The sequence below is a fragment of the Phenylobacterium glaciei genome (assembly GCF_016772415.1).
GTDB classification, from domain to species: domain Bacteria; phylum Pseudomonadota; class Alphaproteobacteria; order Caulobacterales; family Caulobacteraceae; genus Phenylobacterium; species Phenylobacterium glaciei.
Genome location: NZ_JAGSGD010000001.1, coordinates 644,344 through 665,185, shown reverse-complemented (window position 1 = coordinate 665,185; position 20,842 = coordinate 644,344). Strand labels below are relative to the sequence as shown.

Genomic DNA, 20,842 nt, shown 5'->3' with positions numbered 1-20,842 from the left:
CACCGCCCCGCGCGATAGCCTCAAGCCCATGCGCATCATGGTGGTGACCGACGCCTGGGAGCCGCAGGTGAACGGCGTGGTCCGCACCCTCACCCGCGTCATCAAGGAGATGCGGGAGATGGGCCACTCGGTCGAGGTGATCAGCCCCGACCAGTTCAAGACCTTCCCCCTGCCCACCTATGCCGAGATCAAGGTGGCCGTGGGCACCTACGAGCCGGTGCAGGAGCGTTTCAAGGCCTTCGAGCCCGAGGCCATCCACATCGCCACCGAGGGGCCCCTGGGCCTGGCGGCGCGCCGAATTTGCGTGGAATGGAAGCTGCCCTTCACCACCAGCTACCACACCCGGTTCCCGGAATATGTCTCGGCCCGCCTGCCGCTGCCCCTGGCCGCCGGCTACGCCTACATGAGGTGGTTCCACAAGCCGTCGGGCCGCCTGATGGTGGCCACGCCGACCATGCGCGACGAGCTGGAGCATCATGGCTTCCGCAACATCACCGCCTGGTCGCGCGGCGTCGACACCGAGGCCTTCCGCCCGCGGGGCGAGGGGGAACCCGACGTCTACGAGGGTCTCGCGCGGCCGGTCTTCCTGTCGGTGGGCCGGGTGGCGGTGGAGAAGAACATCGAGGCCTTCCTGGGCCTGGACCTGCCCGGCACCAAGGTGGTGGTGGGTGATGGCCCGCAGACCGAGGAGCTGAAGGCCAAGTACCCGGAGGTGGTGTTCCGCGGCTTCAAGATGGGCGAGGAACTGGCCGCCCACTTCGCCTGCGCCGACTGCTTTGTCTTCCCCTCGCTCACCGACACCTTCGGCCTGGTGATCCTGGAGGCCATGGGCGCCGGCACGCCCGTGGCGGCCTATCCGGCGCCGGGGCCTATCGACATCATCCCGGGCAGCAACGCCGGCGTCCTGGCCGGCAGCGCCACCGAGGGCCTGCGCGAGGCCTGTCTCGAAGCCCTGAAGCTGGACCGCAAAAAGGTCCGCGCCTTCGCAGAGGGCTTCTCCTGGCGCGCCTGCGCCGAGGACTTCGTGCGCAACCTCCAGCCCTACCCCGAGCCCGAGAAGACCCGGTTCTGGCGACGGCTGCGCCGTCTGGCGCGGGTGCGGCGGCGCAGGCCCGAGGCGGCCTGATCTAGGCCGAAGGCTTCAGGCGCACGATCTCGCCGTCCTCCTTGGTGAAGCTGTCGGGCTGATTTTCTAGGAGATCGAGCACGACCTCGGACGGTCGGCAGAGCTTCACCCCCTTGGGGGTGACGACGATCGGGCGGTTCACCACCACCGGATGATCGATCATCGCTTGGAGAATGGTCTCTTCCGGGACGTCTTGGCCAAGAAGCCCGAGTTCAGCGGCGGGCGTGCCCTTCTCGCGAATGAAAGCGCGGACCTGAGATCCGGCGCGATGAAACAGGTCAAGCAGCTGCGACCGCGTCCAGCCCGCGTCCAGATACTCCACCACCGTGGGCTCGTATCCAGCCGAGCGGATCATCGCCAGAGCGTTGCGGGACGTTCCGCACGCCGGATTGTGGAAGATGGTGATCGGGAAATCGTCGGTCACGGCCGTTTCGTCTCATTGAGAAGCCACCCGAACAGGAGGGCGGCAAGGGCCGCGCCAACAAGCTGAGCGGCGATGAATGCGGGGGCGGAGCTTGGCGCGATGCCCGCGAAGGTGTTGGACAGGCTGCGCGCCACGGTGACCGCCGGATTGGCGAAGGAGGTCGAGGCGGTGAACCAATAGGCCGAGGTGATGTAGAGCCCGACCATCATCGGCGTCGCCTCCGGCTTGAACCGGATCGATCCGAGTATGGTGGCGACAAGCCCGAAGGTTGCGACAGCCTCCGACAGAGCCTGGGCAGGGCCGTCGCGGAGCTTCTGGGAAAGTTGCAGCACCTGCTCCCCAAACATCAGATGGGCCACCCACGCGCCAGCGATCGCGCCGATCACCTGGACGGCGATGTAAGCGGTTGCGGAACTCCAACTCAGTTCCCGGCGTGCGGCGAACACCAGGGTCACGGCCGGATTGAAATGCGCACCGGAGAGCGGGCCAAACACCGTGATCAGCACGACAAGCCCGGCGCCGGTGGAGAGCGTGTTTCCCAGAAGGGCGATCGCATCATTGCCGCCCGCCAGCCGCTCTCCCATGATCCCGGAACCGATGACGATGGCCAACAGCAGGGCCGTGCCGAGCAGTTCGGCCACGAGCCGGCGAGAGATGCTGATGGGCTCCAGTGGCGGCTCCAGGCTGGCGTCAGTCATAGCGCGGTCTCGGTGTGCTCTCTCGGTTCGCCGGATCGGGGTGGCTCATCCAGCGCTCGGCTCGGGCGCACCTTGGGTCTTTCCGATCTGATCGAGGTGCTTTTGCAGCGAGAGGCTGTCGAGAGAGGTGATCGGTAGGTTCACGAAGATGCTGATCCGGTTGTTCAGCATCCGATATGCATCGGCAAAGGCGATAGTCTTCTCCGCATCCGAGCCCTCAACCGCCGCCGGGCCGGCAGGCCCCAATGGGCGCTCATCGGCTGGCCGGGCCAAATGGGGCAGACCTCCCCAGCGGCGTTGTCACAGACGGTGAAGACGAAATCGAGATCAGGCGCATCTGGATTGGTCGGGCGCGAGAACTCCTCCCAGGCTTTGGATCGCAGGTCGCCGGTCGGATAGTTCAGGCGCTGAAGCAGGGTGAGCGCGAAGGGGTTGACCTTGCCCGCCGGCATCGAGCCTGCCGAGTAGGCTTTGAATTTGCCGGCCCCGACGCGGTTCATGATCGATTCCGCGAGAATGGATCGGGCCGAATTCCCGGTGCAGAGAAACAGCACATTGAAGGGTTTGGTCGGATCAAGACGGGTCATGAGAGCGTCTCCAGGGCTTTGGTGTTCTCATTCGCGCAGCAGGCGGCTCGCTCCACGATCTCCGAGAGCGGACCGCAGATTTCCGGCGAGCCGTCGCAACAATCCTCCATGAGGAAGGCCAGCAGGCCACGCATGTTGTCGTAGTTGGCGGTGTAGATGATCGACCGACCGTCCCGCCGCGAATTGATCAGGCCTGCATGGCTGAGGATGTTCAGGTTGGCCGAGAGGGTGCTTGGCGACACCTCCATGCGCCGGGCGATGTCGCCGGCCGCTACGCCAGGCGCACCCGCCTGAACCAGCATGCGGAAGATCGAAAGCCTTCCCTCATGGCCGAGAGCGGAGAGGCTTGCGGTGGCGGACTTCAGTTCCATATTTCCAACCTAGTTGAAATATACGACGATTGAAAGAGATGGGCGCCGTGGCGACCCCGACAAGAGGACCGTTTTCAGAGTGACCGATTTGCCCGCCCTGCAGCCGCAGTTTCTTGACCTTCCTGATTGGCGAAAGCTGGAGCCGGCGCCGTCGCGCCATCCGCCACGAATTCTGCTGCTCTACGGCTCTCTGAGGGAGCGATCCTTCAGTCGGCTCCTGACCGAGGAAGCCGCGCGCATTCTCCAACAATTGGGCGCGGAGACCCGGATTTTCGATCCGCGCGACCTGCCCCTGCCCGACGCCGTATCGCCCGACCATCCCAAGGTGCAGGAGCTGCGCGCGCTCTCACTCTGGTCGGAGGGTCAGGTCTGGTGCAGCCCTGAGCGGCATGGGGCGATCACGGGTATCATGAAGGCGCAGATCGACTGGATCCCGCTGGAGATCGGCAGCGTCCGCCCGACCCAGGGCCGCACCCTGGCCGTGATGCAGGTGAGCGGGGGTTCGCAGTCGTTCAACGCAGTGAACACGCTGCGCTTGTTGGGCCGCTGGATGCGGATGATCACCATCCCGAACCAGTCCTCGGTGGCCAAGGCCTATCAGGAGTTCGACGAGGCCGGGCGCATGAAGCCTTCGGCCTATTATGACCGTGTGGTGGACGTCATGGAGGAACTTGTGAAGTTCACCCTCCTGACACGTGATCGCTCCGACTACCTCGTGGACCGCTACAGCGAGCGGAAGGCCGACGGCCGGGTTACGGCGGAGGTGTCGGCGATTCTGAGCGGCGCCCTGCAAGCGTCCGACGCCTAGAGCACGATGCGATCAGACAGAATCGTCTGATCGTTGAATCGTGCTCTAGATTCAATAGTTTAGAGCCTGATTCAGGCTTCGAGAGAAGCCATCAGGCTCTAGGCAATGAAGTTACCGCGACCCCCGAAGGGCTGAGGAGGCGTCCACGTTCCGCCTTGGCGCGATCACGCCAGGTTCCCCGGTGACGGAGCTATCGCGCTGGCGCTCAGGTCGAAAAAAAGGGCGGCGCCTTGCAGCGCCGCCCTTCGCTATTTCAGGACCGTGGTCAGGCCCTAGTACTTTACGCGCAGTTCCAGGCCGTAGGTACGGGGCGTATTGAGGTTGCCGTAGTCACCGATCGAGCCGCGGTTGGCGACGGAGACGCGGTAGACATAGGTCGTATCAAACAGGTTACGGCTCCAGACCGAAAGCGCCGCAGTCGCTCCGCTGCCACCGATATTGATGTCCGCCAAGGTCGCACTGGCGTTGACGATGAAGCTGGAGTCACCCTTCTGAGCGACGTTCTGGAACAGAACCGCGGTCGGGGAGGTGTCCGCAAACTCCGTCTGGAAGGAGTACTGGGCGTCGGCATAGTTGGCGTCGAGGTGGGTGCGGAGGGTCATTTCACCCACCGGCATTTCATAGTCGATATAGGCCGAGGCCGCGTTCGGGGGCGTATAGACCGCCTTCACGGGGAAGGGCACGCCAAGGGCGATGAAGTTGTTGCCGGCGAAGGGGAACGGAGCCGAAGGAATTTCCACGTCGGTATAGGCATAGGAGAAGCCGATGGTCATGGCTTCGGAGACCCTGGCGGTGATGTCGGCTTCAAAGCCCTTGATCTTGGACGTGCCCGACGAATTCTTGGTTTCCTCGGTGTGAGCGCCCTGGGTCGGACTTCCAGGCGTTGTATCAACGCTGTCGAAGTCGATCTGGGTGTTGTCACGATCCATGGCATAGGCGGCCAGGTTCACGCGAAGGCGACGGTCCAGAAGGTCCATCTTGGCGCCGAGCTCGTAAGCCTTGACCTCTTCGGCGTCGAAAGCCTGGAAGGTGGCCGAGCGGCTGTTGGCCCCACCCGCGCGGTAACCGGTGGAGTACTTCGCATACAGGCTGATGCCGTCAGCGGCGTCATAGGAGATGTTGATCAGCGGGTCGAAGCGGGACTTGTCGTAGGTGAACGGGAAGTTCGTCGCCTTGCCGGCGACGGTGTAGAGCGTGCCATCCCGCTTGTCCTTGGTGAAACGGCCACCGACCGTCACATGCAGGGCATCCATGGAGGGCGGCGTGTAGGTGCCCTGGCCGTAGATCGCGAAGCTGGTGGCGTCCGCGAAGCTGGCGCGCTGAATGAACCGCGTGCCGCGTTCCCAGCCAGCCGTGGTCGAACCGGCCTTTGAGGTGCCGTAGGGGTTGCGGATCACGTAGTTGGTGCCGTCGGCGTTCCAGGTGTTGGTCAGCGGCGTAGCGGCCGATTCCTTCACGTGTTCCTTGAAATAGTAGAGGCCCCCCACGTAGGTGAGATTGTCACCGAAGTTGCCGACGGCCTGGAATTCCTGGCTGAACTGGCGCTGATAGAGGTCCGACAGGCTGTAACGGCCGAAGTTGCCGTTGGGCGCGAAGACGTTGCGGGATTCGATGCCCGAGTTGTCCCACTGGTTGGTGCCGACGGCGCGGCCCGCGGTGATCGAGCGAAGCTCCAGGTCCGGAGAGACCTTGTACTTCATGATGAGCGAGGCGCCGCCCGTCTCGTCGATGCTGGGCTGTTGGATCGTGCCGATGTCGGACACGGACTGGCGATCGGTGTGGACCTTCACCAGGGGCGCAAGCGGGTTGATCGTGCCGGCGGGAGCGCTGGACGGGCCAGCCGTCACTTCGGCAAGGGTGCGAACGCGCTTGCCGTAGGGGTTGTAGCTGATCAGTTGGCTGAAAATCGGGGTGTTGGCGTCGTGAGCATAGTCGGCGGTGAGCTCAGCGCTGAAGGCGTCGGTGGGATTATAGAGCACCGAGATGCGGCCGCCCTGGCGATCATACTGACCCCAGCCGGCCTGGCCGCTCAGGGGGTTCTTGGTGATCGGCCCTTGATGCTGGATCAGGCCGTCAACCTTGACCGAGATGCCGTTGAACTCCTCGAAGTCCTGGTGGACTTCGGCGTTGTAGGACCCAAGGTTTCCGGCGCCCATGGAGAAACGACCGCCGAACTTGCCCGACGGGAGCTTCGTGACGATGTTCAGAGCGCCGCCTTCGGTGTTGCGGCCAAACAGCGTGCCCTGAGGACCGCGCAGAACTTCAATGCGCTCAAGGTCGAACAGGGCGGCGTTCAGGCCCTGCTGACGGCCGAGATAGACACCGTCGATATAGACGCCAACGCCCTGGTCGCGAGCGGTCTGGTTGGCGTCGAAGGGCACGATGCCCCGAATGCCGACGGTCAGAGCCGATTGACGGGCCTCAAAGGTGGCCACGCGCAGCGAGGGAATGGCGCCGTCCTGGAGGCTGAGCAGGCTGTCGGCGTGACGGTCGTCCATGGAGGCCGCGGTCACGACGGAGATCGCGATCGGCGTCTGCTGCAGATTGGTCTCGGTCTTGGTGGCCGTGACGGTGATTTCCTCCAGGGTCGGTCCCTGGTCAGCCGCTTCCGCAGCGAATGCGGGGGCCGCGATGACGGCTGCGAGACAGGTCCACGCCACGGTGGACATCAGATTTTTCATAGACTTATCCCCTTGATTTCTCGGCCGTCCGGACATGCTCACGGGCCGGCGCGGCCGGCCCGGAGGACGTCTCAGCGCCCGAGGGAGTTCTTAAGGTTGGATAATGACGGCAAGGACGCGGATTTGTGACAGTTCAGAATTGCCCAATACCTGTGGCAAACCGGCAATCCCTTCCCCTCACGGGGGAAAAAGGCCGGCAATCCGCGCCACCTGACACTATAGTCTGGACGGTCTGATCGCGGGCGAGCGCGGCAGGGGGAATCCCCGGCGCCTGAGCCTAGAGCAGGCGGGCGCGGATCGTCTGGCTGAGCATGTCGATCAAGGTGACCGCCACGACGATGACGATGGCGATGGCGGAGACCTGCGGATAGTTGAACCCGTTCAGGGATTCAAACAGGGTCTGGCCGATCCCGCCCGCCCCGATCAGGCCCAGCACGGTCGCCGAGCGGGAGTTGGATTCGAACCGGTAGAGCGCGTAGGAACTCCACAACGGCGCAACTTGTGGAATGACCCCCCAGATGACTTCCTGCAGGGGTGTGGCGCCGGTGGCGCGCACCCCCTCGACCGGTCCGCGGTCGATGGACTCCACGGCCTCGGAGAACAGCTTGGCCAGCACGCCGCCGGTGTTCAGCGCCAAAGCCATGACGCCGGCGAAGGGACCCAGGCCCACCGCGACGATGAACAGCAGGCCGATCACCAGGTCGGGGATCGAGCGCAGCAGGTTCATCAGCAGGCGCATGGGCTGCTGAATCCAGGACGGCGAGATGTTGCGGGCGCAGAGCAGGCCGAAGGGAATGGCCAGGAACACCGCCAGGCAGGTGCCCCAGAGCGCGATCTGCACCGTCAGCCACATCTGGGCGACGTAAAGCTTCCAGTTGGTGAAGTCGGGCCGCAGAAGGTCGCGGCCGAACTGCTGCATGTTCTCCGAATTGCTCCAGAGCATGGGCAGGCGGTTGATCTCCACCGGGCCGAAGCTGATGGCCAGGAAGACAATCACCCCGCCCCAGACCAGCAGGTCGGGCAGTCGCTGGGCCAGGGTGCGGCTCGGCGGCCGCAGGGCGAGATCCTTAAGAGTCATCAGACGTCCGGATTGACGGCGCGGCGCTGAGCGGCCTTGGCGCGGATGTCGTCATAGGCGGCCTGGGCCTTGGCGATCTTGGCGGCGTCGCCGCCATGCTTGGCGTCGGCCAGCGCCTCGGAAGCCTCCATCTCGCGGATCGGATCGAGGTAGCTGTCGTCGGCCGGGCGGAAGCCGCCATAGGCCAGGCCCTTGAGGACCTCGCGCTGCTTGTCGGCCTTGGGGCCGGTCCCGGTCCCATAGGTCAGGAAGAACTGGCGCAGCTTTTCGCGGATCGCGGGGTCCAGATCCTTGCGGGCGACGATGGAGGATTCCGGCAGGGGCGGAGAGCGCCAGATCACCTCGATCTTGGCGGCGACCTCGGGGTTCTCGCGGCCGGCGAAGACCAGGCCGACGGAATTGTTGGTGGCCACGTCCAGCACGCCATTGGCGACCGAGAAGACATTGGTCTGGTGGCTGGCGGAGCGAACACCCTTGAAGCACTCGGCCGGCACGATGCCGCGCGGCGAGAACAGATAGGTCATGGGCGCCAGCGTGCCGGAGGTCGACTTGGCGTCGCCGATCCCGAACGAGTAGCGCTTGCCGCACTTCAGCACGTCGTCCAGCGTGATGCCGCTGCCCTTCTTCACGATCAGCACGGACTCATAGGAGTCGACGCCGCCGGAATCGATGACCCGGCCCAGCACCTGGCCATCGGCGCGGCGCACAGCCTCCAGGGCCGGCAGGGCGGAGAACCAGCCCACCTGCACCTGATTGAAGCGCATGGCCTCGATCAGCGAGGTGTAGTTGGTGGCGAAGTAGGGCTTCACCTTGATGCCCAGCTGCTCGGACATGTCGTCCAGCATCGGCTGCCATAGGGGCTGCATCGAGGCCTGGTTCTCGGCCGACAGGATCGAGAAGGTCAGTTCCTTGGGCGGGCCGGCCTTCTGCGCGGGCTTCTCACCGCAGGCGGCCAGGGCCAGGGCCGCGGCTAGCGCGGTAAGAACATGGCGACGGATCATTTCGGCGCTCCTTCCCAGAAGGCGTCTTCGAATTCGGGACCGTAGATGTCGATCAGGCGGGCGCGGTCGAGGCCGTCGATCGGGCCGTCATAGACCACCTTGCCGGCCTTCAGGGCCACCACCCGTTTGCAGTAGCGCAGGGCGTAGTCGACCTGATGCAGGGTGACGACGACGGTGAGGCCGTCGGTGGCGTTGAGGTCGGCCAGCAGTTCCATGACCTTGCGGGCCGAAACAGGGTCGAGGGAGGCGACCGGCTCGTCGGCCAGGATGATCTTGGCCTTCTGCACCAGAGCGCGCGCGATGGCGCCGCGCTGCTGCTGGCCGCCCGAAAGGGTGTTGGCGCGCTGGGCGGCGTAGTCGGCGACGCCGACCCGGGCCAGCGCGGCCATGACCGCGTCCTTGGTCTCCTGCGGCCAAGCGCCGAAGGTGCCCCGCAGCATGGGGATGCGGCCCAGCGAACCGAGCGCCACATTTGTGAACAGAGTCAGCCGGCCCACCAGGTTGAACTGCTGGAAGATGAAGCCGACCCGGATGCGGGTCTCGCGCACCTTGCGGCTGATCTTGCCGCCGGACTGCACGGGACCGCCGAAGGCCTCGATCACGCCGGGGCCCTGGTCGATGGTCTGCAGCCCGCTGATGGAGCGCAGCAGGGTCGACTTGCCCGAACCCGAGGGCCCGATCAGGGCGATCATCTCGCCGCGGGAAACATTGAGGGACACGCCGTCGAGCGCCTTACGAGGGCCAAAGCTCTTCGAGGCGTTCCGTACGGACAGAACGGCGGCGTCAGACATGAATGCAGAAGCTTCCCAGGTTCGGCGCGGGCCAGGGCCGAAGATGCGTCATCGCCGACCGTCGCGACGACTTCATGACACGGCGCCCGCCGTCCGGTCTAGCGTCCGTTAACGCAGAGGTGAGCCTTGGGCGCGGGGAGCCAAGGAATGGGTAGGGAGCGGGCAAATCCATCCCCCGCCGACTGTCACAAAACTCGCAGCGCAACCCCCTCTGCAAGCCTTGGCCCGGTCAGGGTTTGCGCGCGATTTACCGCAGCGGAATCAAACCGCTTTACACAGGGGTGATATGCCCCTATTTCACCGCGCTCCGGCGGACCCGAAGTCCTCAAAAGCGCTGCTAACGCCGGCTAGGTTCAACAATCCAATGGGGGTTACGTGAATTGCACACGTATCACACACCCCTGGACCTGGTCCGTCAGCGGTCCCCCGAACGTCCTGTCGCAATAGCGCGACCGGACGCGGTGGCCACGGCGGCGCGCTGGTTCCAGGAAAATTTTCGCGGCGACGTCTTCTACGCAGTTAAGGCGAACCCTTCGCCATGGGTCATCGAGACCCTGGCGGCCAATGGGGTGACCTCCTTCGATGTGGCTTCGATCCCGGAGATCGAACTGGTCAGCCAGTTCGCGCCGGGCTCGCGCATGGCCTTCATGCATCCGGTCAAAAGCCGGTCGGCGATCTCCCAGGCCTATTTTGATCACGGCGTCCGCACCTTCGCGCTCGATACGCACGAAGAGCTGGCCAAGATCATGGACGCCACGGGCGGCGCCAAGGACCTGAACCTGATCGTCCGTCTGGCGGTCGCCGCCGAGGGCGCGGCCTATTCCCTGTCGGGCAAGTTCGGGGTCGACACCTTCGAGGCGCCGGGCCTGTTGCTCGCCGCCCGGCGGGCGACCCAGGATCTGATGGGCGTCTCCTTCCACGTCGGCAGCCAATGCATGCGTCCTACCGCCTACCAGGCGGCCATGACCCAGGCCTCCCGCGCCCTGGTCCGCGCCGGCGTCTTCGCCGACGTTGTGGACGTGGGCGGCGGCTTCCCGTCGGTCTATCCCGGCATGGTGCCCCCGGACCTGGCCGACTATGTCGACTCCATCGACCGCGGCTTCGCCGAAATGATGGTCCACGAGACCACCGAACTGTGGTGCGAACCCGGCCGGGCGCTGGTCGCCGAGGGCTCCTCGATCCTCACCAAGGTCGAGCTGCGCAAGGGCGACGCGCTCTATCTCAATGACGGCTCCTACGGCTCGCTGTTCGACGCCGCCCACACCAAGTGGCCTTTCCCGGTCAAGCTGATCCGCAACGAGGACGGCGAGGCCCGGGAGGTGGAAGGCGCCCTGAAGCCCTACCGCTTCTGGGGTCCGACCTGCGACAGCCTCGACCACATGCCGGGCCCCTTCTGGCTGCCGGAAGACATCCGCGAGGGTGACTATGTGGAGATCGGCATGTTGGGCGCCTATGGCGTGGCGATGAACACCCGCTTCAACGGGTTTGGCGACGCCGAGACCATCCAGGTCAACGACGCCCCCATGGCCTCCATGTTCGGCCTGGCCAAGCGTTCGATCTCGGTGCCGAAATCCGACACCGCCAACGTCGTGAAGCTGTCAAAGGCGCGCGGGAAGAAGCGCCGGCGGAAATAACTGTCGCGTTTACGTGTTGATGGTCCAGCCGGTCGCTCCGTCCCGGCTGGGCCCCTTCTCCATGGACGGGCGCTCAAACTCTCAAGGATCAAGAGAATGAACGCTGACGTTCAGAACACGAACCGCAAGGCCGAGCTGCTCTCGACCACCGTCGAGCACGTGGCCATCGACCAGTACGACGCCCGCCCGATCATCGACTCGATGCGGCAGATGAGCTTCACCAGCCGCGACACCGCGCGCGCCGCCGACATCCTGACCATGGCCCTGGAAGACGAGGGCTGCTCGACCTGGCTGACGCTGGCCGGCTCCACCAGCGCCGGCGGCTGCATGCACATCTACCGGGACATGCTGAAGTTCGGCCTGATCGACTGCGTGGTCTCCACCGGCGCCTCGATCGTCGACATGGATTTCTTCGAGGCCCTGGGCTTCAAGCACTACCAGTCCAAGCCCCAGGATCCGGTCGACGACCGCGACCTGCGCGCCCTCTATATCGACCGGATCTACGACACCTATATCGACGAGGAAGAGCTCCAGAACTGCGACGAGGTGATCTTCCAGCTCTGCAACATGCTGGAGCCGCGCCCCTATTCCAGCCGTGAGTTCATCTGGGAGATGGGCAAGTGGCTGGCCGACGGCAACGCCAAGAAGAAGGGCTCGCTGATCGAGACGGCCTATGAGCTGGACATTCCGATCTTCTGCCCGGCCTTCACCGACTCTTCCGCCGGCTTTGGCCTGGTGAAGCACCAGGTGGAGAACATGAAGGCGGGCAAGCCCTACCTGACCATCGACTCCGTGGCCGACTTCCGGGAGCTGACCGATGTGAAGATCGCGGCCGGCACCACCGGCCTGTTCATGGTGGGCGGCGGCGTCCCCAAGAACTTCGCCCAGGACACCGTGGTCTGCGCCGAAATCCTCGGCCACGAGGTCGACATGCACAAGTACGCCATCCAGATCACGGTGGCCGACGTGCGCGACGGGGCCTGCTCGTCCTCGACGCTCAAGGAGGCCTGCTCCTGGGGCAAGGTCGACGTCACCTGGGAACAGATGGTGTTCGCCGAGGCCAGCACCGTGGTGCCGCTGATCGCGTCCGACGCCTGGCACCGGGGCGCCTGGAAGACCCGCACCAAGCCCCGCTGGGCCAAGCTCTTCGAGAAGATCGCGAAGTAAGACCAAGATCGGCCGTCGTCGCGCGCGCGGTGACGGCCGTCACGGCCGCTGGTCGCCTATTCCCGGCGGCGCGCGCTCGTCGGACCCCACGCCGCTCAGGGCCATCATCACCCGGCCCATGTTCACCATGAGCGTCGCCGGATTGAGGCGGAAGGGCGGGGGCAGGAAGATCGCGATCCCGGCCGCCAGCAGCAGGGCCGGCGACAGCAGAACCAGGACGGGGAGCAACGGTAGCCAGGGGCTGAGCCGCCGCCGCTGACCGGGCTTTCGCACCCGCGGTACGATCCGCCAGCGCAGCAGTTCTGCCCGCGCGCGCATCAGCGCAAGCCTGCGCGGCGCCGTCTCGCGCGGCGGATTGGCCACCTCGGAGGGCGGGGCTGGGGTCGGAAGCGGATCCACCTGTCGGCCTTACGTTTCTCCGACCCTACCCCAGGACGCCCGGGCGACGCACTTCCAGAAGCGCCTCAGGCTTCGACATTGCGCCGTCATTGGGTATGCACATGATGGTCGACACATGAGGGACCGGAAATGCAGCGCATATTGATCGGACTGAGCCTGACGGCCGTCCTGGCCGCCACGGGCGTCGCCATCGCCCAGCCCGCCCCCGCGCCGGCGGCCGTCTCCGCGCCCGCCCCCAGGCCCCTGCCGTCCGGCTACCTGAACCCCCAGACCTGGCCGGACGCGGCACTCATCCTGCCGCCCGCGCCCGCCTCCGGCTCTGCCCGGGAGGCCCAGGACCAGGCGGTGTTCAAGGCCACCCGCGCCCTGGAGGGCGGTCCGCGCTGGTCGCTGGCCCAGAACGACGTGCCGTCCCTGCCCGCCAACATGCTGAAGGACTTCAGCTGCGCGGTGGGGACGCCGATGTCGCCGGAGGCCACGCCCAAGCTGATGGCCATGCTGTCGAAGATGGGAATCGACGCCAGCCGCGAGGTCTCCGCCGTCAAGGACGTCTTCAAGCGCCAGCGGCCCTACATCATCGCCGGGGACGGCAACATCTGCACGCCCAAGAGCGACTCCCTGGCCGCCAGCCCCGACTATCCCTCGGGCCACGCCACATGGGGCTGGGCCGTGGCCTTGTTCCTGGCGGAGATGGCGCCTGACCGCGCCACCCCGATCCTGGTGCGCGGCCGCGCCTTCGGGGAGAGCCGGGTGGTCTGCGGCGTCCACAGCGTCAGCGCCATCGAAGCCGGCCGGACCAATGGCGGCGCCCTGCTGGCCACCTGGCGCGGCAATCCGACCTTCCGCGCCGACATGGAGGGCGTGCGGGCCGAACTCGAGGCCCTGCGCAAGACCGGCGCGACGCCGGATGCGGCCATGTGCAAGGCCGAGGCGGAGCAAACCGCCAAGACCCCGTGGTAAGGCGAGGTCAGATCCCCGCGTACCACTCGTAACCGCGGTCTTCCCAGAAGCCGCCCTTGCCCGCGCCCAGGTGGGCGAAGTCGGCGACCGCCTCGATGCGCATGACGTACTTGGCGTGTTTATAGCCGAGATGCCGTTCGACCCGCAGCCGCAGGGGCGCACCGTGGGCCACGGGCAGGACGGCGCCGTTCATCTCGTAGGCCATGATGGTCTGCGGGTGGTAGGCGTCGATCAGGTCGATGCTTTCGTAATACCGCCCGGTGGGACCACCGCCGCCCAGACTGTCGGCGCAGTGGAAGACGATGTATCGGGCGCCCTCCTTCAGGCCGGCCATGTCCAGCAGGGGGCCCAGGCGCGCGCCCTTCCACTTGCCGATGCTGGACCAGCCCTCGACGCAGTCGTGGCGGGTGATCTGGGTGCGGGATTTCAGGGCGTGGATCTGGGCGAGGTCGAGGGAGAGCGGCCTGTCCACGAGGCCGTCCACCACCAGCCGATAGTCAGCGAAGCCGCTGGTCAGCAGCTTGCGGTATTCCGGATCGCCCGGACTGATGGAGCCGTTGGCGCGGAAGTCGCGGGAGATATCGGCCTCGGTGAACTCCTGGGCCAGGGCCTTGCGGCTGATCAGCAGGCGTTGGGCGCGCCGCGTCAGGCCCTCGGCGCTCTGCAGGGTGGCCTGGACATGGCTGTTGTCGTTGACCTTGTTGCAGGCCGTCAGCCAGAGGCCCGCGGCCCCGGCGGCCACGCCCTTCAGCCATCCGCGGCGGGTGTCGGCGCTCATTGGGCGTCTCCTTCGACGTCTATGGCGTAACGGCCGGTGATCATGGACCGCAGGTTGTTCCAGACCCCTGACAGCAGGACCATGGCGAGGTGAACCAGGACGAAGGCCGTGATCAGGCCTGCGCAGATGAAGTGGAGGGTGCGCGCCGACTGTCGCCCGCCGAACACCGCCGGCAGCCAGGGCTGGCCCGCGTCGACGGCCGGCGACATGGTCAGTCCCGTCAGCACCATCAGCGGCAGGATGATCAGCACGATGCCGCCATAGGCCAGCTTCTGCAGGGCGTTGTAGGACCGCGCCTCCTCGCCTTTCGGGAACTGCAGCCGGGCGTGGGTGATGATCTCGTGCCAGAGATTGCGCGGCGCCAAGTCGTCCTTGGTGGGCACCAGGTCGCGTCGGATATGGCCGCTGAGCGTATTGGCCGACAGATAGACCAGGCCGTTCAGCACGAAGAGCCAGGCGAAGAAGAAGTGCCAGTGCCGCCCGTCGGCCAGGCTGCGGTAGTTGGGCGCCGTGGCCCAGGCGGGAAAGCCACGCTTCTCACCGCCGGAAAACCCGAACAGGCCGGTGGTCTCCAGGGTCAGCGGACCCACCTTGGTCAGGCCGATCATCCGGTCGCCGCGCTCTTGCGAGGTCATCGAGACCCAAGGTTCGGCGAAGGTGGATTTCTTGCCCCAGTAGAGGGCCGGGTGGGCGTTGAAGATCTGCAGGCCGCTCATCAGCAGCAGGGTCAGGGACACGACATTGATCCAGTGGGTCACCCGGGTGACCACGCTGTGGCGGTAGACCAGCACCTTCATCGTCGGCGGCATATGGCGTTCCTCCCTGCAGCCTTCAGCTTCGCACAGGGCCGACACGTCGGCGAGATGCGCGCGACGACCCCGAGAGCTTGAGCGTAATGGGGAATTCGTCGCCCACCCCCTGTTGGTTACAGGGCGCCTCCCATAAGTTCGCCGCCGGTAAGCAAGGGATGGACGCGTGATCGAGGTCTGGGGCGGCGGGGTCAACACCTGGGAATGCGACGAGATGGGGCACCTGAACGTCCGGTTCTGGGTGGCCAAGTCCTTCGAGGGGCTCGCCGGCCTGGCCGCGCGGCTGGGCATGCCGCGCGCCTTCACCGCCGGGACCGAGTCGACCCTGGTGGTTCGAGAGCAGCATATCCGCTTCCTGCGCGAGGCCCGGGCCGGAGCCGGCCTGATCATGACCGGCGGGGTGGTGGAGATCGGCGAGACCGACGCCCGCCTGCTGCTGGTGATCCGTCACCTGTCGGGCGAGCCCGCCGCCAGCTTCCAGGTGGTGGTCTCCCACGTCACCAGCGCCGACCTGCGTCCCTTCCCCTGGCCCGCCCGCATCCGGGAAGCGGCGCAGGCCCTGCTGGTCGAGGTCCCGACCTTCGCCGCCGCGCGGGGGCTCGACCTGTCGCCGGTCGACGCCATGGCCAGCCACGCCAAGGCCCTGGAGCTGAACCTGACCCGCATCGGCCTGGGGGTAATCGCCCCTGCGGAGTGCGACGTGTTCGGCCGGATGAGAGGCGAGGTGTTCATCGGCCGGGTGTCGGACGGGGTGAACCGGCTGTTCGGCGAGACCCGGCCTGGGCCGGAGCCCCTGCCCGGCGCGGCCCCTGCAAACATCGGTGGGGCGGTTCTGGAATACCGGGTCCTGCACCTGGGCTGGCCGCGGGCCGGGGACTCCATCGAGCTACGGTCCGGATTCGCCGCGGTCGAGCCGCGCACCCGCCGCGTGATGCACTGGATGGTGGACCCGGTCAGCGGCCGGCCTTGGTGCAGCGCCGAGGCCGTGGTGATCAGCTTCGACCTCGACGCCCGCAAGGTGGTGGACATCAGCGCGGCGGCCCAGGAGGCCTACCGCGCCCAGCTCACCCCCGGCCTAAGGCTTTGACGCCGCGGTCCTGAGCGCGGTCTCCACCACCTCGGGCCGCTCCATGGGCAGGAAGTGGGTTGTCCCCGGCACGGTCTGCAGGGTGATCCGGCCCGAGGCGGTGAGCTCCGCCTCATGGCCCTCCACCCGGCAGGTGGAGCCATTCTCGGCGCGGAAGATGGTGATGGGCGCCGTCGACCGGGCGAAGGCGTCCCAGGTGTCGTGGGCCTGGGAGGTGAAGTTGGAGGCCTCCCACTCCGGCGCGCAGGTCAGCTCCACCTCGCCGTCGGGGCGCTCGCGGAAGCCGTCGGCGACGTAGTCGGCCAGCATGGCCGGCGTCCAGCTCTTGAAGGCGCCGCGGCCCGTATAGGCCTCGATGACCGCCGCGCGGCTGGGGAACACCGCCCGGCGGCGCAGGGCGCCCTGGACCAACGGCGATTCGATCGGTCCGCCGCCCGTATTGGCGGTGATCGCCTCAGGCGACAGGACAACGGGGTCGAACATCACCAGGCTCCTGACCCGTTGCGGCGCCTCGGCGCTGGCCAGGATGCTGGCGGTGCCGCCCATGGAGTGGCCGGCGAGCACCACATTCTTCAGGTCCAGCGCCTCCAGCAGGGCCAACAGGTCGTCTCGCAGGCCGTACCAGGAGGTGCGCCCCTCGATGTCCGGCGTCAGGCCCGAACGGCCATGACCGCGCTGGTCGATGGCCAGGATGTGGAAGTCGGCGGCCAGGGGGGCGAGGAGACTGGCATAGGTGCGTGCATTGAACCCGTTGGCGTGGGTGAAGACGATATCCACCGGCCGCTCGGCGGGCCCGAACTCCAGCGCCGACATCTCTCCGCCCCGGCTGGGCAGGTTGATCCGCACTGCGCGAGGCTCGCGCGCGACCGCAACAGTCATGGGTGTTCTCCTCCGACGGCTCCATATAGCGGCTGAAACGGGCCCGGCCACACCGAAGCCTTCACGCGAGCCGTGATCGCCAAATTGGGGAATTTCAAGAGGTTGAGGGCTTGGTGGTGAAAAGTGATCACGAGAGCGTGAATTAAAGTCTTGCCCTCGGCGCGAACCACGGCATATTCGTCTCTCGCGCTTGCGACGTTCCCATCCGGGGGCGAGTCGGGCGCGTCTTCACTCCGTTTCCTAGGGGACCAGCATGACCTCCGAACTCCTTCGCAAGCTCCTCGTCGCCGGCGCCGCCGTCGCCGCCCTCTCCGTCGCCGCCTGCGGCAAGCCCGCTGAAAAGGCCGACGCCGCCGCTGCTGAAGCGACCGACGCCGCCGCCACCGCGACCGACGCCGCCGCCACCGCCACGGACGCCGCCGCCGCCGCTTCGACCGACGCCGCTGCCGCTGCTCCGGCCGCCGACGCTGCGATGGCTCCCGCCGCCGCCGCCCCGGCCGCCGACGCCGCCATGGCGCCGGCCGCTCCCGAGAAGAAGTAAGACTTCTCGAGCGCACCGCGTTCTACGAAGGGCCGTCCCTCGGGGCGGTCCTTTTCTTTTCGCCTGATCAAGTTCTGGTGAAGCTGAGCCTTGCCCTCACCGAGAACCCAGGCATATTCCCCTCTGTTGGGGCCTTCCCGTCGGGGGGCGCCTCGTTGGGTGCTTTCAACAACTTATCTAAGGATCTGGGACATGACCTCCATCATTCGTAAGCTGCTCGTCGCCTCCGTCGCCGTCGCCGCCCTGTCGGCCGCCGCCTGCTCCAAGCCCGCCGAAAAGGCCGCTGAAGCCCCCGCCGCCGCCGAATCGGCCGCCACCGCTGCTGACGCCGCCGCCACCGCGACCGACGCCGCCGCCACCGCCGCCGGCGCCGCCGCCGACGCCGCCGCTGCTCCGGCCGCTGCTGACGCCGCCGCCATGGCTGCTGCTCCCGCCGCCGCCGCCGCCGCCGCCCCGGCCGCCGCCGCCGCCGAAGCCGCGAAGCACTAAGCTTCTCGACGCATCTGCGTTTACGAAGGGCCGTCCCCATCCGGGGGCGGCCCTTTTCGTTGCCCGGTCCCATGAGCGATCCAACCACGCCTTCACCGCTTGTCTGGGCCGATGACGGCCAGCCGCGCTCGCGGCTGTACGGAGATGTCTATTTCTCCACGGAGGATGGCCTGGCCGAGTCGCGCGCCGTCTTCCTGGCGGGCTGCGGCATGCCCCAGGCCTGGGCTGCCCGAGATCGGTTCGTCGTGGGAGAACTGGGCTTCGGCACCGGCCTTAACATCCTGGCTCTGCTGCACCTGTGGCGCACGAGCGCCAAGCCCGGCGCCCATCTGCACATCTTCAGCCTTGAGGCCCACCCTCTCCGTCCCGACGAGGCCCGCCGGGCGCTGGACGCCTGGCCGGAACTGGCCGATCTCGCGAAGTGGCTGACCGACCGCTGGCCAGGCCAGGCGCGGGGTTTCCACCGGATCGACCTGCCGGAGGTCTCCGCCACCCTGGACCTGGCGGTGATGGACGCCCACCAGGCCCTGGAGGGTTGGCAGGGTCAGGCCGACGCCTGGTTCCTCGACGGCTTCTCCCCGGCTCTCAATCCCGGCATGTGGGACGAGGCGCTGCTGGCCCTTGTCGCGGCGCGTTCGGCGCCCGGCGCACGGGCGGCGACCTTCACCGTGGCCGGCGCCGTGCGGCGCGGCCTGCAGGCGGCGGGCTTCACGGTGGAGAAGCGCCCGGGCCACGGCCGCAAGCGCGAGCGGCTGGAGGCCGTCCTGCCCGGCGAACCCGATCCGGCGCCCGCGCGGCGGGTGGCCATCGTCGGCGCGGGGATCGCCGGGGTCAGCGCGGCCCGCGCCCTGCGAGCGCTCGGCGGCGAGCCGCTGCTGATCGAGGCCGATCAGCCCGGGGCCGGCGCGTCGGGCAACCCCGCCGCCCTGGTGACCCCCCGGCTGGACGCCGCCCTCGGCCCCCTGGCCGCCCTGTTCGCCCAGGCCTACGCGCGCGCCGTGACTCTGTACGGCGGCGTCCCAGGCGCGATCGTGACCCGGGGCGTCCTGCAGTTGGCCGACGGCGACCGGGACCTGGCGCGGTTCGCCAAGATCGCAGCCGCCGACCTCTTCGAGCCCGGCGCCCTGATCCTCAGCGACGCCGAGGCGATCACGGCCCGGATGGGGGAAACCGCGCCGGCCGCTCTGGATCTCACCGGCGCCCTGGTTGTCGAACCCGCGGCCGTGCTCGCCGCCTGGTGCGGCGAGGTCAGGCGGGCCACCGTCGCGGCCGTGACCTGGCAGGACGACGTCTGGCGCCTGATCGGCGCTCAGGGCGAGACCATCGCGGAGGCTGAGGCGGTGATCCTCGCCACCGGCCACCAGACTCTGTGGCCCGAACCGGAGATCCGGCCCGTGCGCGGCCAGGCCAGCTGGACAATAGGTGGCGAGCAAGCCCCGGCCGCGGCCTGGGGGGGCTATGTCCTGCCGACCCGCGACGGCCTGCTGTTTGGCGCCACCCACGACCGCGACGATGTGGCGACCGACCTGCGGGCCGCCGACCACGACCGCAACCGCGCCGCCCTCGCCGCCGCCTTGCCAAGCCTCGCCGCGCGGATCGCCGACACGCCGCTGGAGGGCCGCGCCGCCATACGCGCCACCACCGCCGACCGCCTGCCCCTGGCGGGCGCGGCGCCGGGGGCCGAGCCGGGGCTCTTCCTGCTGGGCGGCTTCGGGTCTCGGGGGTTCAGCCTCGCCCCCCTGCTGGCCGAGCATGTGGCGGCCCTGGCGCTGGGCGCGCCGTCCCCCCTGCCGGCCAGCCTCTCCGAACTGGTTGATCCGGCGCGCTTCAGCCGGCGCGCGGCGCGGCGTGGCCGCAATTCCGTCCCGGGCGTTAACGCATAGTCGCCCAAGGGACGGCCGCTAGAGCATGATCGTTTTAGACGGCACCGCGTAGCGGTCCCGGCTGAAGCGTGAATCATGCTCTCGCTTAAATCTGGAGCCTGATTCACCGCATCGGCGGAATCGCGAAGCGATTCCACCTCAACGGATCAGGCTCTAGAGGACCCACACCATGACGCCCCACGCCCTTCTGCTGGCGACAGCCGCCCTGATCGCCCTGGCCGCCGGTCCGGCCGGCGCCGCGCCTGCGGCCAAGCCAGCCAAGGCCTGCTTTTCGGCGCGAAACGTCTCCAACTACGCGGTGGTCGACGACAGGACCCTAAACATTCGGGTTGGCGGGCGCGACGTCTATCAACTGGACCTGATGGGCGTCTGCCCCGATCTGCCCAGCCAGAATAGGATCGCCATCAAGTCACGCGGCGCGTCCTTCATCTGCTCGCCCCTGGACGCCACCATCATCGCCGGCGGCCCGTTCGGACGAACCGAGCGGTGCGAGGTGCGCGGGTTGCGCAAGCTGACCCCCGAGGAAATCGCGGCCCTGCCGTCCCGCGACCGTCCCTGACCCAAAAAAAGAGGGCGCCGTCCGGCTGGACGACGCCCTTCAGTTGCGTTGGCAGGTCCGGCGGCGGGATGTCGGCCGCCGCCGGGCTGGCC

The 20,842-nt window shown here is 67.3% G+C and carries 22 protein-coding genes; 10 read left to right on the top strand and 12 right to left on the bottom strand.

Annotated features, from left to right (window positions below; genetic code table 11):
• Nucleotides 1–28 precede the first annotated feature (28 nt).
• A complete protein-coding gene (locus tag JKL49_RS03230) occupies nucleotides 29–1,126 on the top strand; it encodes a glycosyltransferase family 4 protein (protein WP_249778148.1) in 1,098 nt (365 codons plus the stop codon).
• A gap of 1 nt (nucleotide 1,127) precedes the next feature.
• On the opposite strand, the gene arsC is transcribed toward JKL49_RS03230, so the two are convergent.
• From arsC to JKL49_RS03210, 4 genes are all read right to left on the bottom strand, one after another.
• Entirely contained in the window at nucleotides 1,128–1,550 is a 423-nt protein-coding gene (arsC, locus tag JKL49_RS03225) for an arsenate reductase (glutaredoxin) (RefSeq protein ID WP_215338273.1), read from the bottom strand.
• Nucleotides 1,547–2,248, bottom strand: coding sequence for an MIP/aquaporin family protein (locus JKL49_RS03220; RefSeq protein ID WP_215338272.1), 702 nt, complete (start codon nucleotides 2,246–2,248; stop codon nucleotides 1,547–1,549). Before JKL49_RS03220 ends, arsC begins: the two co-directional genes overlap by 4 nt.
• Before the next feature lie 164 nt (nucleotides 2,249–2,412).
• Entirely contained in the window at nucleotides 2,413–2,835 is a 423-nt protein-coding gene (locus JKL49_RS03215) for an arsenate reductase ArsC (RefSeq protein WP_430700659.1), read from the bottom strand.
• Nucleotides 2,832–3,206: an ArsR/SmtB family transcription factor gene (locus tag JKL49_RS03210; RefSeq protein WP_215338271.1), complete on the bottom strand. Its 375-nt coding sequence runs from the start codon at nucleotides 3,204–3,206 to the stop codon at nucleotides 2,832–2,834. Before JKL49_RS03210 ends, JKL49_RS03215 begins: the two co-directional genes overlap by 4 nt.
• 79 nt (nucleotides 3,207–3,285) lie before the next feature.
• Here JKL49_RS03210 and arsH point away from each other — a divergent pair, with 79 nt between their 5' ends.
• Nucleotides 3,286–4,014 carry an arsenical resistance protein ArsH gene (arsH, locus tag JKL49_RS03205; protein ID WP_215338270.1) on the top strand — a complete coding sequence of 243 codons (729 nt, stop codon included), beginning with the start codon at nucleotides 3,286–3,288 and terminating at the stop codon, nucleotides 4,012–4,014.
• A gap of 272 nt (nucleotides 4,015–4,286) precedes the next feature.
• On the opposite strand, the gene JKL49_RS03200 is transcribed toward arsH, so the two are convergent.
• The 4 genes from JKL49_RS03200 to phnC all read right to left on the bottom strand — a co-directional run bounded on the left by JKL49_RS03200 (nucleotide 4,287) and on the right by phnC (nucleotide 9,565).
• Nucleotides 4,287–6,695 (bottom strand): TonB-dependent receptor, encoded by a 2,409-nt coding sequence (locus tag JKL49_RS03200; RefSeq protein WP_215338269.1) that lies wholly within the window; start codon nucleotides 6,693–6,695, stop codon nucleotides 4,287–4,289.
• 277 nt (nucleotides 6,696–6,972) lie between these two features.
• Complete coding sequence (gene phnE / locus JKL49_RS03195; RefSeq protein WP_215338268.1) at nucleotides 6,973–7,773, bottom strand: phosphonate ABC transporter, permease protein PhnE; 801 nt, start codon at nucleotides 7,771–7,773, stop codon at nucleotides 6,973–6,975.
• Nucleotides 7,773–8,774: a phosphate/phosphite/phosphonate ABC transporter substrate-binding protein gene (gene phnD, locus JKL49_RS03190; RefSeq protein WP_215338267.1), complete on the bottom strand. Its 1,002-nt coding sequence runs from the start codon at nucleotides 8,772–8,774 to the stop codon at nucleotides 7,773–7,775. Before phnD ends, phnE begins: the two co-directional genes overlap by 1 nt.
• Nucleotides 8,771–9,565 (bottom strand): phosphonate ABC transporter ATP-binding protein, encoded by a 795-nt coding sequence (gene phnC / locus JKL49_RS03185; protein ID WP_215338266.1) that lies wholly within the window; start codon nucleotides 9,563–9,565, stop codon nucleotides 8,771–8,773. Before phnC ends, phnD begins: the two co-directional genes overlap by 4 nt.
• Before the next feature lie 380 nt (nucleotides 9,566–9,945).
• Between phnC and JKL49_RS03180 the strand changes: the two genes are divergently transcribed.
• Together JKL49_RS03180 and JKL49_RS03175 are read left to right on the top strand one after the other, a co-directional pair.
• On the top strand, nucleotides 9,946–11,199 hold the full coding sequence (locus tag JKL49_RS03180) for a type III PLP-dependent enzyme (protein WP_215338265.1): 1,254 nt from the start codon (nucleotides 9,946–9,948) through the stop codon (nucleotides 11,197–11,199).
• A 96-nt stretch (nucleotides 11,200–11,295) separates the two neighbouring features.
• On the top strand, nucleotides 11,296–12,366 hold the full coding sequence (locus tag JKL49_RS03175; RefSeq protein WP_215338264.1) for a 1,9-bis(guanidino)-5-aza-nonane synthase: 1,071 nt from the start codon (nucleotides 11,296–11,298) through the stop codon (nucleotides 12,364–12,366).
• 39 nt (nucleotides 12,367–12,405) lie between these two features.
• Here the strand turns inward: JKL49_RS03175 and JKL49_RS03170 are convergent, their stop codons facing one another.
• Entirely contained in the window at nucleotides 12,406–12,765 is a 360-nt protein-coding gene (locus JKL49_RS03170) for a hypothetical protein (protein WP_215338263.1), read from the bottom strand.
• 129 nt (nucleotides 12,766–12,894) lie between these two features.
• On the opposite strand from JKL49_RS03170, the gene JKL49_RS03165 reads away from it, so the two are divergent.
• A complete protein-coding gene (locus tag JKL49_RS03165) occupies nucleotides 12,895–13,725 on the top strand; it encodes an acid phosphatase (protein WP_215338262.1) in 831 nt (276 codons plus the stop codon).
• 7 nt (nucleotides 13,726–13,732) lie between these two features.
• Here the strand turns inward: JKL49_RS03165 and JKL49_RS03160 are convergent, their stop codons facing one another.
• Together JKL49_RS03160 and JKL49_RS03155 are read right to left on the bottom strand one after the other, a co-directional pair.
• Nucleotides 13,733–14,503: a molybdopterin-dependent oxidoreductase gene (locus tag JKL49_RS03160; RefSeq protein WP_215338261.1), complete on the bottom strand. Its 771-nt coding sequence runs from the start codon at nucleotides 14,501–14,503 to the stop codon at nucleotides 13,733–13,735.
• On the bottom strand, nucleotides 14,500–15,312 hold the full coding sequence (locus tag JKL49_RS03155) for a cytochrome b/b6 domain-containing protein (protein ID WP_215338260.1): 813 nt from the start codon (nucleotides 15,310–15,312) through the stop codon (nucleotides 14,500–14,502). The genes JKL49_RS03160 and JKL49_RS03155 overlap by 4 nt, the downstream gene beginning before the upstream one ends.
• A gap of 166 nt (nucleotides 15,313–15,478) precedes the next feature.
• On the opposite strand from JKL49_RS03155, the gene JKL49_RS03150 reads away from it, so the two are divergent.
• On the top strand, nucleotides 15,479–16,399 hold the full coding sequence (locus tag JKL49_RS03150; RefSeq protein WP_215338259.1) for a thioesterase family protein: 921 nt from the start codon (nucleotides 15,479–15,481) through the stop codon (nucleotides 16,397–16,399).
• Here JKL49_RS03150 and JKL49_RS03145 read toward each other — a convergent pair.
• Nucleotides 16,388–17,278: an alpha/beta fold hydrolase gene (locus JKL49_RS03145; protein ID WP_215338258.1), complete on the bottom strand. Its 891-nt coding sequence runs from the start codon at nucleotides 17,276–17,278 to the stop codon at nucleotides 16,388–16,390. The two genes, JKL49_RS03150 and JKL49_RS03145, sit on opposite strands and share 12 nt — an antisense overlap.
• Before the next feature lie 253 nt (nucleotides 17,279–17,531).
• On the opposite strand from JKL49_RS03145, the gene JKL49_RS03140 reads away from it, so the two are divergent.
• From JKL49_RS03140 to JKL49_RS03125, 4 genes are all read left to right on the top strand, one after another.
• Nucleotides 17,532–17,819 carry a hypothetical protein gene (locus JKL49_RS03140; protein WP_215338257.1) on the top strand — a complete coding sequence of 96 codons (288 nt, stop codon included), beginning with the start codon at nucleotides 17,532–17,534 and terminating at the stop codon, nucleotides 17,817–17,819.
• A 192-nt stretch (nucleotides 17,820–18,011) separates the two neighbouring features.
• Nucleotides 18,012–18,308 (top strand): hypothetical protein, encoded by a 297-nt coding sequence (locus JKL49_RS03135; protein ID WP_215338256.1) that lies wholly within the window; start codon nucleotides 18,012–18,014, stop codon nucleotides 18,306–18,308.
• 71 nt (nucleotides 18,309–18,379) lie between these two features.
• Nucleotides 18,380–20,191 carry a tRNA (5-methylaminomethyl-2-thiouridine)(34)-methyltransferase MnmC2 gene (gene mnmC2, locus JKL49_RS03130; protein WP_215338255.1) on the top strand — a complete coding sequence of 604 codons (1,812 nt, stop codon included), beginning with the start codon at nucleotides 18,380–18,382 and terminating at the stop codon, nucleotides 20,189–20,191.
• Between the two features lie 169 nt (nucleotides 20,192–20,360).
• Nucleotides 20,361–20,750 carry a DUF6491 family protein gene (locus tag JKL49_RS03125; protein WP_215338254.1) on the top strand — a complete coding sequence of 130 codons (390 nt, stop codon included), beginning with the start codon at nucleotides 20,361–20,363 and terminating at the stop codon, nucleotides 20,748–20,750.
• Nucleotides 20,751–20,842: the final 92 nt, after the last annotated feature.

Coding starts and splice junctions, on each gene's coding strand:
- JKL49_RS03230 (WP_249778148.1), top strand. CDS start 29: ATGCGCATCATGGTGGTGACCGACGCCTGGGAGCCGCAGGTGAACGGC.
- JKL49_RS03220 (WP_215338272.1), bottom strand. CDS start 2,248: ATGACTGACGCCAGCCTGGAGCCGCCACTGGAGCCCATCAGCATCTCT.
- JKL49_RS03215 (WP_430700659.1), bottom strand. CDS start 2,835: ATGACCCGTCTTGATCCGACCAAACCCTTCAATGTGCTGTTTCTCTGC.
- JKL49_RS03210 (WP_215338271.1), bottom strand. CDS start 3,206: ATGGAACTGAAGTCCGCCACCGCAAGCCTCTCCGCTCTCGGCCATGAG.
- JKL49_RS03200 (WP_215338269.1), bottom strand. CDS start 6,695: ATGAAAAATCTGATGTCCACCGTGGCGTGGACCTGTCTCGCAGCCGTC.
- phnE (WP_215338268.1), bottom strand. CDS start 7,773: ATGACTCTTAAGGATCTCGCCCTGCGGCCGCCGAGCCGCACCCTGGCC.
- phnD (WP_215338267.1), bottom strand. CDS start 8,774: ATGATCCGTCGCCATGTTCTTACCGCGCTAGCCGCGGCCCTGGCCCTG.
- phnC (WP_215338266.1), bottom strand. CDS start 9,565: ATGTCTGACGCCGCCGTTCTGTCCGTACGGAACGCCTCGAAGAGCTTT.
- JKL49_RS03175 (WP_215338264.1), top strand. CDS start 11,296: ATGAACGCTGACGTTCAGAACACGAACCGCAAGGCCGAGCTGCTCTCG.
- JKL49_RS03165 (WP_215338262.1), top strand. CDS start 12,895: ATGCAGCGCATATTGATCGGACTGAGCCTGACGGCCGTCCTGGCCGCC.
- JKL49_RS03160 (WP_215338261.1), bottom strand. CDS start 14,503: ATGAGCGCCGACACCCGCCGCGGATGGCTGAAGGGCGTGGCCGCCGGG.
- JKL49_RS03155 (WP_215338260.1), bottom strand. CDS start 15,312: ATGCCGCCGACGATGAAGGTGCTGGTCTACCGCCACAGCGTGGTCACC.
- JKL49_RS03145 (WP_215338258.1), bottom strand. CDS start 17,278: ATGACTGTTGCGGTCGCGCGCGAGCCTCGCGCAGTGCGGATCAACCTG.
- JKL49_RS03140 (WP_215338257.1), top strand. CDS start 17,532: ATGACCTCCGAACTCCTTCGCAAGCTCCTCGTCGCCGGCGCCGCCGTC.
- JKL49_RS03135 (WP_215338256.1), top strand. CDS start 18,012: ATGACCTCCATCATTCGTAAGCTGCTCGTCGCCTCCGTCGCCGTCGCC.
- mnmC2 (WP_215338255.1), top strand. CDS start 18,380: ATGAGCGATCCAACCACGCCTTCACCGCTTGTCTGGGCCGATGACGGC.
- JKL49_RS03125 (WP_215338254.1), top strand. CDS start 20,361: ATGACGCCCCACGCCCTTCTGCTGGCGACAGCCGCCCTGATCGCCCTG.